The following is a 12,571-nucleotide window of genomic DNA, read 5'->3' on the forward strand; positions in this document are numbered from 1 at the left end:
GTAAATTCCACCCATGGACTCAGCACAACTTCGACAAATCGCTCAAAGCAAACCAGACCAATGCACCTGCGCCCTCAAGGCTTGCCAAGGTTGGGAGAGCGTCACTGACGACCGTTGGCCCGCAGAGCAGATGCGCCTGGTGGGGTCTTTGCGAAAACCACCGCAAGACGATCAGACTGAATTGACTTTCGAGGAATTTCACCCCGACGGTACGAGGTATGAATCGGCCAACGCCCCCATCGCCTCGGGATATTTCCCGTTCAACCGCTGCGATGTGCATTCATGCACCCAATGCGGTTGTGCGGTGCTCAAGTACACCGAGTTCGGTGGTTATTACGTGGACCACCGGGCCCGTTTGGTGGATGCGGATCTGGTGGTGGATTGCTGAGCGGAAGGCGCGCGAACCACCGGAGGTGGTACTGATTTACGCTGTGCGAGCAGAAGGGCAACTCAGCAGCAATGATTGAGCGTCTCTACAGCCAGTTGACGGCAACTATGATGACGGAGCGGGTGGCTTGATGTAGTGGGTTGATTTTAAAAATTAGATATGTATGATGAAGATCGTACAGAGCTAACAAACGTCTTCTAAAAACATGAAAAATACAATCACATTAACATCGATAGCAACTGCCGTCGATATGCTTGCGGCTTGCGGTAGCGGCGGGAAAACTGGATTTACTGTTAATTTTAAATCTGTAATATAGTCATATTGCCAATGAGATGTAAATTAAAAATGTTTAAAAAATTCAATTTAATATTTATTTTGGGGATGTTAACTTTGACAGGTTGTGCCTCCATTACAGGTAGCACTAATCAAAATATTTCAGTTCAAACAAAAGAGCCAACTGGTACTGAAGTGGTAGGCGCAAATTGTGAATTAACAAACTCTAAAGGTAAATGGTTTGTTGTGACGCCTGGAACCGTTGGGATTAGTCGTTCAAACGATAACATGCAGCTTTTATGTAGAAAAGACGGTTATGAACCAGGCAGAAATGGCATTGTTTCGGATACAAAAGGAATGATGTTCGGTAATATGGTTTTTGGTGGTGGAATTGGTGCGATTATTGATCATTCCTCTGGGGCGGCATATGAGTATCCATCTATATTTCAGATAGTTATGTCTAAAATTCAAGGGGTTGATAATTTAAATTTAAAGGCTGCTGATGCTACCAAGTCGCAGAACCCGATTTTCGTACCAGTTGATAATTCATTGGAAAAAAAGCTTTTGGAGTTAAAAAGTCTTTATGATAACAAACTTATAAGCAACGATGCTTATTTGGAGCAGCAGAGAATCATCCTGCAAAAACAATGATTTAAACTTAAATTCAAATGAAAAAATTAATTATTTTGGCTTTTTTCGTAGCTTTGGTGTCGGGATGTGCGCACCCGTTAAATATTTCTCCAGACATTGCCGCTATTAATCAAGGCTCAAGTGTTGAAAAATTTGATAAAAATTTCAGTTATTATTTTTCTGAGGATTTGGAAAAAGAAGTTACTACGCCAGGTGGGGGTGGTGATAGTGTGAGATATAGGCCATACAAAGAGTTGGATATGGGGATTTATAAAGTCTTTTCAGATAAGTTTAAAAATGTTGAAGTGTTGAAAAAACCTGGTGGAAATAATAATTCTGACTACTTGGCAGAAGTGACGATTTCAACCAATTCTTCCTCCTCAAGTGCTTTAACATGGCCCCCAACATTGTTTGGTGTTAATATAACTGCAGAGTTTTTTAACTTGAAGTCAGGTCTCAAGGAGAAAATTTATGTTTCTGGTGAAGGGCGTGCGGAATTTTCAGAGTTCAAATCAAATTTTAATCTTTCGGCCAAGCGTGCCTCTGAGGATGCACTCAAAAAATTAACTACTGCGCTATCCAACTTAAAAATGCTCGCTAATGAAGTCGTTATTGATTCATCCACTAAAAAAGCACCCGAAGTTAGCAAGGAAACAAGATTGCGTGATTTGAAGCGGTTGTTTGATGGAGGACTCGTTGATATTAATATTTATAATGAGAGACAGAAAATTATTTTACAGGATTAAATCATGAGAAAAATATGTTACGGCCTATTTTTTTCGTTATTTTCACTTCTCGCAGGTTGCTCAACTGTTGCGCCAGAATATGCTGGCTCAAGAAAAAATGTAGAAGCAATAAAAAACTTGGGTGATGTAAAAATAATGGTCGGTAAATTTTTAGATTCCGAGGATTCTAGCAATAAAAAACAACTAACCATGAGGGCTAACACGTTAACATCACCATACGGACCCACTTTCTCAAGTTATATTGAAAATGCTGTTCGTAAAGATTTGATTTTGGCTGGTAATTATTCAGATAGTTCAAAAATAGTTATTGGTGGTATTTTGCACAAAAATAATATTGATGTTAACGGTTTTAGTGTTGGTGCGGGGATTTGCGAGGTTGAATTTAATGTCTCAAAAGATTCTGTGGTTTTATTTAATAAGAGAATCAATCAAAATCATCAATGGGAGTCTTCGTTTGCTGCGGCAGTTGCCATTCCGAAAGCCATTAATGAATATCCTATTTTAATTGAAAAATTGCTAAATAATTTATTTATCGATGGGGGCTTTATTAAGGCAATTGGCGGTGAAGGTAAAAAATAACTCCTGCTTTTAAATGGCGGATTCAAGTACGAGGTGCAACAAAGATGAACCCAGTGATGGGTGGCTGAGGATGTCAAGGCATCATGGCCACTCAAACCGCCAAGTCCAAGTTGCCAGATGTACAAGCATGTTGACGCCGATCCACTTGGTGGGCTGTCAAGGTGTCGTGTAAAACGACACCTTCGCCGCTTGATCTTCACCTGAATTGCTCAAACCCAACCCTGCCGCCACACGCTGTCGTCTTGCAGTTCTCGCCAAGCGATGACCTGCGTGGCCTTGGAGAACACCGCTTCGATTTCCACCGATTCAATCGGGTCGGTGGGCTGCCCGGGTTGAATCACCCGGCTGACCAAAAAGTGCTTTTGCTTGGCCACGGGTTTCACCGCCGTCCATTTGGTCAGCAGCAGTTTTTTGGGGTTCAAGGGGTTCATGGTTTGACCACCTTCACGGCTTGCTTAGCACTTCCCGCCTCACCGCTTCCGCCAGCTCAATCACCGCCATCGCGTAATAGCTACTCCAGTTGTAGCGGGTGATGGCATAGAAGTTTTCGGTGCCCGCCACATAGCTCGGCGCGGTGGGGCCGTTGCGCAGCTCGATCAGCGCCAGCGGGCCGGTGTGGCCGAGTGCGGCACCTTCCAGTGCAGCCCCTTTGGCCACAAAACTGGCCACACTGAAGGTGGGCAAGATGTCGGGTGCCATCAGGGTGTCCATGTCGGTCTGGCCCGGGCTCAGGGTGACGGGGTAATGGGTGGGCATGCCGGGGCGCCAGCCAAAGGCCTTGAAATAATTGGCCACCGAGCCGATGGCGTCTGCAGGGCTGCCAAACAGGTCGATGCGGCCATCGCCATCAAAGTCCACCGCAAACTTGGCCCAGCTGGACGGCATGAATTGCGGCAAACCCAAAGCGCCAGCGTAGCTGCCCCGGATGGCCAAGGGGTCGGCACCGCTGCGCGAGGTCAGCAGCAAAAATTGCTCCAGCTCGCTGCGAAAGAAGGATTGGCGTTCTGCGGCTCTGGGGTGGGCTTGCGGAAAATGAAAGGCCAAGGTGCCCAAAGCGTCCACCACCCGGAAGTTGCCTGTGTTTTGGCCATACAGCGTTTCGACACCGATGATGCCGACGATGATGGCTGCAGGCACGCCGTATTCGCGCTCGGCTTTTTCCAGCGCTGCGCGGTGCTTCCGCCAAAATTGCAATCCGGCTTGAATGCGCACGGGCTCGATGAAGCGTGCACGGTAAGCGCCCCAATCTTTGGCCACAGGGCTGGTGGCTGGCAGCACCAGCTTTTCCACCAAGGGCAGGTGGTGGGCATGTTGAATGGTTTTTTGCACCCAGTCCGGGTCGAGTTGCAAACGCTGTGCGGCGTCTTTTGCCCAGACCGACACTTCGGGGTTTTGGCTCAGGCTCAGGCTGGCGCCAGGTGCTGCAGCGGCTTTTGGAGTGCGGTGTTTGCGGGCTTCAGGCGCGCTGGTTTTTTTCTTGGCTTTTTTGCCTGCGTGCTGATGGTGCTTGGCGGGCGGGGTGTTGGCTGCTTGTGCCTGGGCCGTGTTCAGACATGCCAGTGAAAAAGCCAGACCCAACAGGCCAGTCAAGACGGTTTTCAGGTGCAGGGGGCAGAGGCCGCGTGAGGGGTATGAGAGAAAATTCATGCTGCGGTCAGTTTAATCGCCCCAGGCAGGTTCATCCGGCAAGTGCATCTGAAAGTACACGGGAAAGTGCATCGGAAAGTACAGGGTCTGGGGGCGGCTTGGCGTGATAAGCTGAAAGCAGAAAATGTGCAGTCATTCAAAAAAATCAACAGATTTGACAAGCTGTTGAGCATGCAGGAAGACAAACCGTATGGGTGCGACAGGTTATTTCACACATCCCACTTGCTGGAAACACGAAATGGGCGCGGGGCACCCGGAGTGCCCGGAGCGGTTGGGGGCCATCGAAGACCGCTTGCTGATCACCGGCCTCGACATGGCCTTGCAGCGCAGAGAAGCCGGGCCTGCGGCTTTGGCCGACATCGAGTTGGCTCATGGGCGCATGCATGTGGCGGCTTTGCGGGGCTTGGGCGATGCCTTGCGCGAAGACATCGCGGCGGGTGGCCCCCGCCACACATCGCTGGACCCGGACACGCTGATCAACGCCCACACCTGGGATGCGGCTTTGCTGTCTGCTGGTGCGGCCATCGATGCCACCGATGCCGTGCTGGCGGGTGAGCTGGAAAACGCCTTTTGTGCGGTACGTCCACCGGGTCACCATGCTTGTCGCGACAAGGCCATGGGGTTTTGCTTCTTCAACAACGTGGCCATTGCCGCCAAACATGCGCTGGAGCGCCACGGGCTCAAACGCGTGGCGATTGTGGACTTTGATGTGCACCATGGCAACGGTACAGAGGACATTGTGGCCGGGGATGAGCGCATTTTGATGGTCAGTTTTTTCCAGCATCCGTTTTACCCCGAGGGCGGTTCGCAATCGAATGCGGCCAATTTGGTCAATTTGCCTGTCCCGGCCTACACCAAGGGCATGGACATTCGCGAGTTGATCGAGATGATGTGGATACCACGGCTGGAGGCGCACAAGCCCGAGCTGATTTTCATCAGCGCAGGCTTTGACGCGCACCGCGAAGACGACATGGGGCAGATGGGTTTGGTTGAGCAGGATTACGCCTGGATCACCCAGCGCATCAAGGACGTGGCGCTGCGCTATGCCAAAGGCCGCATCGTCAGTTGCCTGGAGGGCGGCTACAACCTGAGTGCTCTGGGCCGCAGTGTCGAAGCGCACCTGCGCGTGCTGGCCGACGTGTGACGCGCCAGTTTGGGCACAATCGGGCACATGACCGATTTCACTGCCCCAGACCCCACTGACTTGCTGCTGCACCAGCGCGATGCGCGTGGTGTGCACCGCTTGACCTTGAACAGCCCCGCCAGCTTCAACACGCTGAGCGAGGCCATGCTCGATGCGCTGCAAAAAGCCTTCAACGCCATCGCCCAGGACGCGCAAGCCCGTGTGGTGGTGCTGGCCGCTGCAGGCAAGGCCTTTTGTGCCGGACACAACCTCAAAGAAATGCGGGCGCAGCCCGAGCTGGCTTATTACCAAAAGCTGTTTGCCCAGTGCAGCCGCATGATGCTGTCGATTCAAAATTTGCCAGTGCCCGTGATCGCCCGCGTGCAGGGCTTGGCCACGGCAGCCGGTTGCCAGCTGGTGGCGCAGTGCGATCTGGCGGTGTCGGTGGACAGCGCGAGCTTTGGCGTCAACGGCATTGATGTGGGCTTGTTTTGCGCCACGCCCAGCGTGCCTTTGGTGCGCAACATGCACGCCAAACAGGCCATGGAGATGCTGCTGACGGGGGGCTTCATTTCGGCCGAAGAGGCCCGCAGCCGTGGGCTGGTCAACCGGGTGTGTGCAGCCACCGAGCTGGATGCTCAGGTCGATGCGCTGGTGAACGCCATTTTGGGCAAGCCTCGCGAAGCGGTGCGCCTGGGCAAGGCCTTGTTTTACAAGCAGCGCGAAATGGGTGTGGAAGCCGCTTACCAATTGGCAGGCCAAACCATGGCCTGCAACATGATGGATGACGTGGCCCAGGAGGGCGTGCAGGCCTTCATCGACAAAAGGAAACCTTCATGGCGAGCGTGAAATCTTTGAACATTGCCGACCCGTTGGCTTGGTTGGATGCTTTGGCCCGTGCCGAGTCGCTTCAGGTGCTGGGGGCGTTTGCCGTTTGCGTGGCACTGGCCTGGCTGGCCGTCTGGCTCGTTCGCCAAGCATTTGCGGCGCAAGACTTATCGGTTTTGTTGGGCAAGCGGCTGGTTGATGGGGTCTTGTTCCCCACGGTCTTGCTGGGCTTGACTTTCGTCGCCAGAGCCTTGCTGACCGGTGACCACCCGGTGGCTTTGTTTGGTATTTTGTTGCCTGTCTGCATCTCGCTGGCCTTGATTCGCTTCGGCGTCAAGGTGTTGCAGGTGGCGTTCGGAGAGGCCCCGTTTGTGCGCGTGCTGGAACGCACGATTTCGTGGATCGCCTGGTTGGCGGTGGTGTTGTGGGTCACGGGCATCTTGCCTCTGGTGCTGGATGAGCTGGACCAGATTCGCTGGAAGGTCGGTGGTTCCATGCTGTCGGTGCGCACCCTGATCGAGGGGGCGCTCACAGCGGGGGCGGTGTTGATCTTCACGCTGTGGATTTCTTCGGCACTGGAGTCGCGCTTGCTCAAGTCGGCCACGGGCAGCGACTTGTCGCTGCGCAAGGTGATCAGCAACACGGTGCGGGCCTTGCTCATGTTTGTGGGCTTGCTGCTGGCCCTGTCTTCGGTGGGCATCGACCTGACGGCCTTGTCGGTGCTGGGCGGTGCGGTGGGCGTGGGCATCGGTTTTGGCCTGCAAAAGCTGGCAGCCAACTATGTCAGTGGCTTCGTCATCCTGGCCGAGCGCAGCATGCGCATCGGAGACCTGGTCAAGGTGGACAACTTTGAAGGCCGCATCACCGACATCAAGGCCCGCTACACCTTGATCCGTTCCCCCACGGGGCGAGAGTCCATCGTGCCCAATGAGATGCTGATCACGCAGCGGGTGGAGAACTTGTCGTTGGCCGATGCCAAGGTGGCGCAAAGCACCATGGTGTCGGTGGCCTACGACGCGCCAGTGGACCAGGTGATGGCATTGCTGCAGCAAGCTTGCCAGGCACAGCCCCGGGTGCTGGCCGATCCAGCTCCTTTGGTGGCCTTGTCGGCCTTTGGTGCCGATGGGCTGGAGTTCACCGTGAACTATTGGTTTGAAGACCCAGCCAGTGGCCAACTCAACCTCAAATCGGACATCAATCAGGCGATCTTGAAAACGCTTCGTGATAACGGCATTGAGATTCCGTATCCTCAGCGTGTGGTACATATGCACTCCAAGCCCTGAGAGCCACTGACTTTTGGGCTGACCATGAAAAAAGGCACACCTTACGGTGTGCCTTTGACCTTGGAGCGTTTCCTGCTCATTCCATCATGGATGGCAACCACAGGCTCAAGCCAGGGAAGGCCAGCAAGATGCCCAGCGTAATGACCAGCACCAGCACCAGCGGCCACACACCACGGAAGATGGTGCCCAGACCGACCTTGGGGAGCAAGGTGTTGAGCACAAACAGGTTCATGCCGACCGGCGGTGAGATGAGACCGATTTGAATGACCATCACGATCAGCACACCAAACCAGACCGGATCAAAACCCAGTTGCACCACGATGGGGAAGAACAGGGGGATGGTCAGTAAGACCATGGTGAGTTCTTCCATCACCGTGCCCAAGAGTACATAAATCAGCATCATGGCCCCCACGATCATGATGGGCGACAAGCCAAGGCCAGTGATCCAGTCTTTTAACTCAAATGGCAAACTGGTGTAGTTAACGAAGTTGGCAAAAATTGTGGCAGCAATCAGCAAAGTGAACAACATGGCAGTTGTTCTGGCGGACTCGATGAGCACCTGAAGAAGAACTTCTTTGCTCAGTGCTTTGCGCGCCAGGGCGAACAGGAAGGCCCCCATGGCGCCCATGCCGGCACCTTCTGTAGCGGTGAAGAAGCCGCCATAAATGCCACCCAGTACAACGAAGACCAACAGCAATACGCCCCAGATGCCGCGCAATGCAGCCCACCGTTGGCTCCAGGTGAATTTCTCCCCTGGAGGCGCATGCTCGGGGTCGCGAGAGGTCATGATCACCACGGCGACCATCATCAAGATGGCGGTCAGGATGCCTGGAATCACACCTGCCGCAAACAGCTTTCCGATGTGCGTTTCTGTGATGATGCCGTAAATCACCATGATGGTGGAGGGCGGAATCATGATCCCGAGGGTGCCACCTGCCGCAATCACACCCGTTGAAAGTGCGTCGCTGTAGCCGATCTTTTTCATGGACGGGTAGGCCACTTTGCTCATGGTGGCTGCCGTCGCAATCGACGAGCCACAGATGGCACCAAAACCAGCACAAGCCGCAATGGTGGCATGCGCCAAGCCGCCTCGGCGGTGGCCGATGAAGGTGTAGGCGGCATGAAATAGTTCATGGGCCAAACCTGCACGGGCCACGAAGTTACCCATCAGGATGAACAAAGGAATCACCGAGAGTGTGTAGGCAAACCCGGTTTCATGTACGACTTGGGCAGTGCTGGCCAGTGCGGGCATCCAGCCTCGCGTGAGGCCAATGCCCACGATGCCCACTAAACCCATCGAAAAAGCCAAAGGCATGCGCATGAGGGCCAGCACAAAGATGGCCAAAAATCCAAGCAGGGCTTCGGTCACAGGGTGCCTCCTTCAGCCGACTCTTCGTCAGATTGCCAAAATACTTTGAGCAGATGAACCAATGCGGTCAGTCCACAAAGCAACCCCATGCCTTGTATGAATGGGGCTTTGGTGATTTTCAGTTGAGCTGTCGTTTCTCCTGTGACAGCGAATTCGGCCCCTGTGTTCCACATCAGGTACGCCAGCCCCATCAGCAATGCTGCGCAAACGATGTCCACCAAGGCGCGCTGAAGGCGCTGAAACCATGCAGGCAGCACGGCATCTAGGGAGTCGAACACCACGTGCTCGCCTTTGAGTGAGACCAAAGGGAGGGCGCCAAAAATGACCACCACCATCAGCAACTCGGTCAATTCCAAAGACCCGGTGATGGATTGGGATAACAATTTTCGACCCGAGACATCTAAAAAGGTCAGCAGCATGATGGCCAATAAAGCCAATCCTGCCAAAGTTCCACAGATGATTTCAAGAGACTTTTTCAAATCACACTCCTAAAAAAAACGGTACCTGCGCTCTTTGCAGGTACCGTTGTTTCACCACGCTTGGTGACTTGACCAAGGCGAAGGTGGTTTATTTTTGCTTTTGCAATTTAGCGATTTCGGCACGGAAATCAGACAATGCACCAGAGGGGTCTTTCAAGCCTTTGGCTTTAGCCGCTTGAGCCCAGTCGCGCTCGAGCTTGCTGACGCGAACTGTCACGCCGCTGATGAAACTGTTGTTGGCTTTGATGACCTTCACGCCGTTCTTTTGCATGTTGGCCAAGGCAAGGTCGTCAACGCGGTCCCAAGATTTGCCAAAGCGGCTGGCTACGGCGTCACCTGACAATTCATCCACAGCTTTTTTGTCTTCAGCCGACAGGCTGTTGTACTTGGCAGGGTTCATCATGAACACAAAGCTGGTGTTGTAGAGGCCGCCTGGGAAAGTGGTGGCGTGCTTGATGATTTTGTCGATTTTGAAAGAGTCAGTCGATTCAGCAGGGAACAAAGTGCCATCCATGACACCGCTGGACAGCAACTCATAAGAGTCTGGTGCGGGTTTGAGTGTGACGTTCATGTCCAGTGTTTTGGAGATTTCGTTCACCATGCCGCCACCAACTCGGAACTTCAGGCCCGACAAGTCTTCTACTTTCTCAATGGGTTTTTTGGTGTTGAACACGATGCCTGGGCCATGTGTGAAATAGCCCAACACTTTCACGCCTTGGTGCTCGGCTGTGAATTCAGGGTGTTTGCTGGCAATGCGGTTGAAGGCCACAGAAAGTGGCTCGGCCCGGTCACCCAAGAATGGGAACTCGGCCATTTGGGTCAATACAAATCGACCGGGTGTGTAGCCATGGACGGTGAAGGAAACATCAACCAAGCCATTTTTGACCGCATCAAAAGTACCGGGGGCGGGCGTCACGGCACGTGGCAAGATGTTGCAACGAACGCGATTGGCTGTTTTGGCGGTCAGTGCGTCGCACCATTCTTTTTGCGCAACAGTCAAACCATGCGTTGGAGGAACCCAGCTGGAAACAGTCAGCACTGTCTGAGCTTGGGTAAGACCAGACAAGCTGGTCAAGGCCACTGCAGCTAAGGAAATCAGGGTTTTCTTCATGCGTCAACTCCGTTTAATTGGTTACAAAACATAATCTAATCTGGATTCGGCCAGAACGCACTCCATGCTAACCCTGATTCGCCAACCGATTGGTCGGTGAATTCCCGGGGTTAGGATGCTGAAAAAATGCCAAAATGCGGCCTGAAAAATTCGAACGACCGTGCTTTTTTGCCGATAATTCATTGTTTTAAAAGTGTTTTGATGCACAATTGACGTTTACGTTAACGTCAATTGGTTTCCCTCAATGGCGTGTTTCAAAACGTCGCTGGTTTTGATCTATCAATGGAGATGCTTTCATGAAAATTCTGGTTCCCGTGAAACGGGTCGTGGACTACAACGTCAAAGTTCGTGTGAAATCCGATGGTTCGGGCGTGGACATTGCCAACGTCAAGATGAGCATGAACCCCTTTGACGAAATCGCCGTTGAAGAAGCTGTTCGCCTCAAAGAAAAAGGCTTGGCCACCGAAGTGATCGCTGTCTCTTGCGGCGTGACCCAGTGCCAGGAAACCCTGCGCACCGCCATGGCGATTGGTGCCGACCGCGGCATTCTCGTTGAGACGCCAGCTGACTTGGACCTGCAGCCCTTGGCTGTGGCCAAGCTGCTCAAGGCCCTGGTGGACAAAGAACAACCCGGCCTGATCATCTTGGGCAAGCAAGCCATTGACGACGACTGCAACCAAACTGGCCAGATGCTGGCTGCTTTGGCCGATCTGCCTCAGGCCACCTTCGCTTCCAAGGTTGAGATCGTGGACGGCAAGGCCCAAGTGACCCGCGAGATCGATGGTGGTCTGGAAGTGCTGAGCATCAGCCTGCCTGCGGTGGTGACCACCGACCTGCGCCTGAACGAGCCGCGTTATGTGACGCTGCCCAACATCATGAAGGCCAAGAAAAAGCAGCTCGACACCTTCAAGCCCGAAGACCTGGGTGTCGATGTGGCTCCCCGCATCAAGACCCTCAAGGTGGCCGAGCCCGCCAAGCGCAGCGCCGGCATCAAGGTGCCCGATGTCGCCACGCTGGTGGACAAACTCAAGAACGTGGCCAAGGTCATTTAAACCACTTGTTTTTGTAGGAGCCAGCCCTGCTGGCGATATGCCGGTCGTGGCCCGCAAGCCATCGCTTGCAGGCAAGCTCCTACAACCATCCCTATCCCTCAAGGAACTGACATGACTTCTCTCGTGATTGCAGAACACGACAACGCCTCGATCAAAGGCGCAACTCTCAACACCGTCACAGCCGCTGTGGCGTGTGGTGGCGATGTGCATGTGCTGGTGGCTGGCCACAACGCCGCTGCTGCCGCGCAAGCTGCCTCCAAAATCGCCGGTGTGGCCAAAGTGATCCACGCCGACAGCGAAGCGCTGGCCCACGGCTTGGCTGAAAACCTCGCAGCCCAAGTGCTCGCCATCGCTGCCAACTACAGCCACATCCTGTTTCCAGCCACTGCCGCTGGCAAAAACGTCGCTCCGCGTGTGGCGGCCAAGCTGGACGTGGCCCAGATCAGCGACGTGACGCAAGTCATCTCGGCCGACACCTTCGAGCGCCCGATCTACGCTGGCAACGCGATGGCCACCGTGCAAAGCACCGACGCCACCAAAGTGATCACCGTGCGCACCACCGGCTTTGACGCCGCAGCCGCCACCGGTGGCGCAGCCGTTGTGGAAAGCGCAGCAGTCCAAGCCGATAGTGGCAAGAGCAGTTTCACACGCAGCGAGATCGCCAAGAACGACCGCCCTGAGCTGACGGCAGCCAAGATCATCGTCTCGGGTGGCCGCGCTTTGGGGAGCTCGGAGAAGTTCAACGAAGTGATGACGCCGCTGGCCGACAAGCTGGGCGCGGCCATCGGTGCCAGCCGCGCTGCAGTCGATGCCGGTTACGCCGCCAACGACCTGCAAGTGGGTCAAACCGGCAAGATCGTCGCGCCTCAGCTGTATGTCGCTTGCGGCATCTCGGGCGCGATCCAGCACTTGGCCGGTATGAAGGATTCCAAGGTGATCGTGGCGATCAACAAGGACCCCGAAGCGCCAATCTTCAGCGTAGCGGACTTTGGCTTGGAGGCCGATCTGTTTGCCGCGGTGCCTGAGTTGACCCAGGCCCTCTGATCCATCAGCACATCGAAAA

General features: G+C 53.9%; 14 protein-coding genes. 9 read left to right on the forward strand and 5 right to left on the reverse strand.

What is annotated here, in order from left to right:
* Window positions 1–13: 13 nt before the first annotated feature.
* The 4 genes from B9Z37_RS10045 (at window position 14) to B9Z37_RS14360 (ending at window position 2,616) form a co-directional block, all read left to right on the forward strand.
* Complete coding sequence (locus tag B9Z37_RS10045; protein ID WP_108312879.1) at window positions 14–388, forward strand: hypothetical protein; 375 nt, start codon at window positions 14–16, stop codon at window positions 386–388.
* Window positions 389–733: 345 nt separating this feature from the next.
* Window positions 734–1,312 (forward strand): hypothetical protein, encoded by a 579-nt coding sequence (locus B9Z37_RS14355; protein WP_146179726.1) that lies wholly within the window; start codon window positions 734–736, stop codon window positions 1,310–1,312.
* A gap of 17 nt (window positions 1,313–1,329) precedes the next feature.
* Window positions 1,330–2,037, forward strand: a complete 708-nt coding sequence (locus B9Z37_RS10055; RefSeq protein ID WP_108312881.1) for a membrane lipoprotein lipid attachment site-containing protein — start codon at window positions 1,330–1,332, stop codon at window positions 2,035–2,037.
* A gap of 3 nt (window positions 2,038–2,040) precedes the next feature.
* Window positions 2,041–2,616: a hypothetical protein gene (locus B9Z37_RS14360; protein ID WP_146179727.1), complete on the forward strand. Its 576-nt coding sequence runs from the start codon at window positions 2,041–2,043 to the stop codon at window positions 2,614–2,616.
* A gap of 209 nt (window positions 2,617–2,825) precedes the next feature.
* Here the strand turns inward: B9Z37_RS14360 and B9Z37_RS10060 are convergent, their stop codons facing one another.
* Together B9Z37_RS10060 and mltB are read right to left on the reverse strand one after the other, a co-directional pair.
* Complete coding sequence (locus B9Z37_RS10060; RefSeq protein ID WP_108312882.1) at window positions 2,826–3,047, reverse strand: TIGR02450 family Trp-rich protein; 222 nt, start codon at window positions 3,045–3,047, stop codon at window positions 2,826–2,828.
* A 13-nt stretch (window positions 3,048–3,060) separates the two neighbouring features.
* Entirely contained in the window at window positions 3,061–4,263 is a 1,203-nt protein-coding gene (gene mltB, locus B9Z37_RS10065) for a lytic murein transglycosylase B (protein WP_276308863.1), read from the reverse strand.
* Between the two features lie 190 nt (window positions 4,264–4,453).
* Between mltB and B9Z37_RS10070 the strand changes: the two genes are divergently transcribed.
* Genes B9Z37_RS10070 through B9Z37_RS10080 form a run of 3 tightly spaced genes read left to right on the forward strand, consistent with a single transcriptional unit; the run spans window position 4,454 to window position 7,497 of the window.
* A complete protein-coding gene (locus B9Z37_RS10070) occupies window positions 4,454–5,407 on the forward strand; it encodes a histone deacetylase family protein (RefSeq protein WP_108312883.1) in 954 nt (317 codons plus the stop codon).
* A gap of 27 nt (window positions 5,408–5,434) precedes the next feature.
* A complete protein-coding gene (locus B9Z37_RS10075; protein ID WP_108312884.1) occupies window positions 5,435–6,235 on the forward strand; it encodes an enoyl-CoA hydratase in 801 nt (266 codons plus the stop codon).
* Window positions 6,223–7,497, forward strand: a complete 1,275-nt coding sequence (locus tag B9Z37_RS10080) for a mechanosensitive ion channel family protein (RefSeq protein ID WP_108312885.1) — start codon at window positions 6,223–6,225, stop codon at window positions 7,495–7,497. The genes B9Z37_RS10075 and B9Z37_RS10080 overlap by 13 nt, the downstream gene beginning before the upstream one ends.
* A 76-nt stretch (window positions 7,498–7,573) precedes the next feature.
* Here the strand turns inward: B9Z37_RS10080 and B9Z37_RS10085 are convergent, their stop codons facing one another.
* The 3 genes from B9Z37_RS10085 to B9Z37_RS10095 form a co-directional block, all read right to left on the reverse strand.
* Window positions 7,574–8,866 carry a TRAP transporter large permease gene (locus tag B9Z37_RS10085; protein WP_108312886.1) on the reverse strand — a complete coding sequence of 431 codons (1,293 nt, stop codon included), beginning with the start codon at window positions 8,864–8,866 and terminating at the stop codon, window positions 7,574–7,576.
* Window positions 8,863–9,345, reverse strand: a complete 483-nt coding sequence (locus B9Z37_RS10090; protein WP_240606680.1) for a TRAP transporter small permease — start codon at window positions 9,343–9,345, stop codon at window positions 8,863–8,865. The genes B9Z37_RS10085 and B9Z37_RS10090 overlap by 4 nt, the downstream gene beginning before the upstream one ends.
* A gap of 88 nt (window positions 9,346–9,433) precedes the next feature.
* Window positions 9,434–10,456: a TRAP transporter substrate-binding protein gene (locus tag B9Z37_RS10095; RefSeq protein WP_108312887.1), complete on the reverse strand. Its 1,023-nt coding sequence runs from the start codon at window positions 10,454–10,456 to the stop codon at window positions 9,434–9,436.
* Between the two features lie 296 nt (window positions 10,457–10,752).
* Between B9Z37_RS10095 and B9Z37_RS10100 the strand changes: the two genes are divergently transcribed.
* Entirely contained in the window at window positions 10,753–11,508 is a 756-nt protein-coding gene (locus tag B9Z37_RS10100) for an electron transfer flavoprotein subunit beta/FixA family protein (protein WP_108312888.1), read from the forward strand.
* A 111-nt stretch (window positions 11,509–11,619) separates the two neighbouring features.
* Window positions 11,620–12,552 carry an electron transfer flavoprotein subunit alpha/FixB family protein gene (locus B9Z37_RS10105; protein WP_108312889.1) on the forward strand — a complete coding sequence of 311 codons (933 nt, stop codon included), beginning with the start codon at window positions 11,620–11,622 and terminating at the stop codon, window positions 12,550–12,552.
* The last annotated feature ends 19 nt before the right edge of the window (window positions 12,553–12,571 follow it).

This window comes from Limnohabitans parvus II-B4 (assembly GCF_003063455.1).
Lineage (GTDB): Bacteria > Pseudomonadota > Gammaproteobacteria > Burkholderiales > Burkholderiaceae_C > Limnohabitans_A > Limnohabitans_A parvus.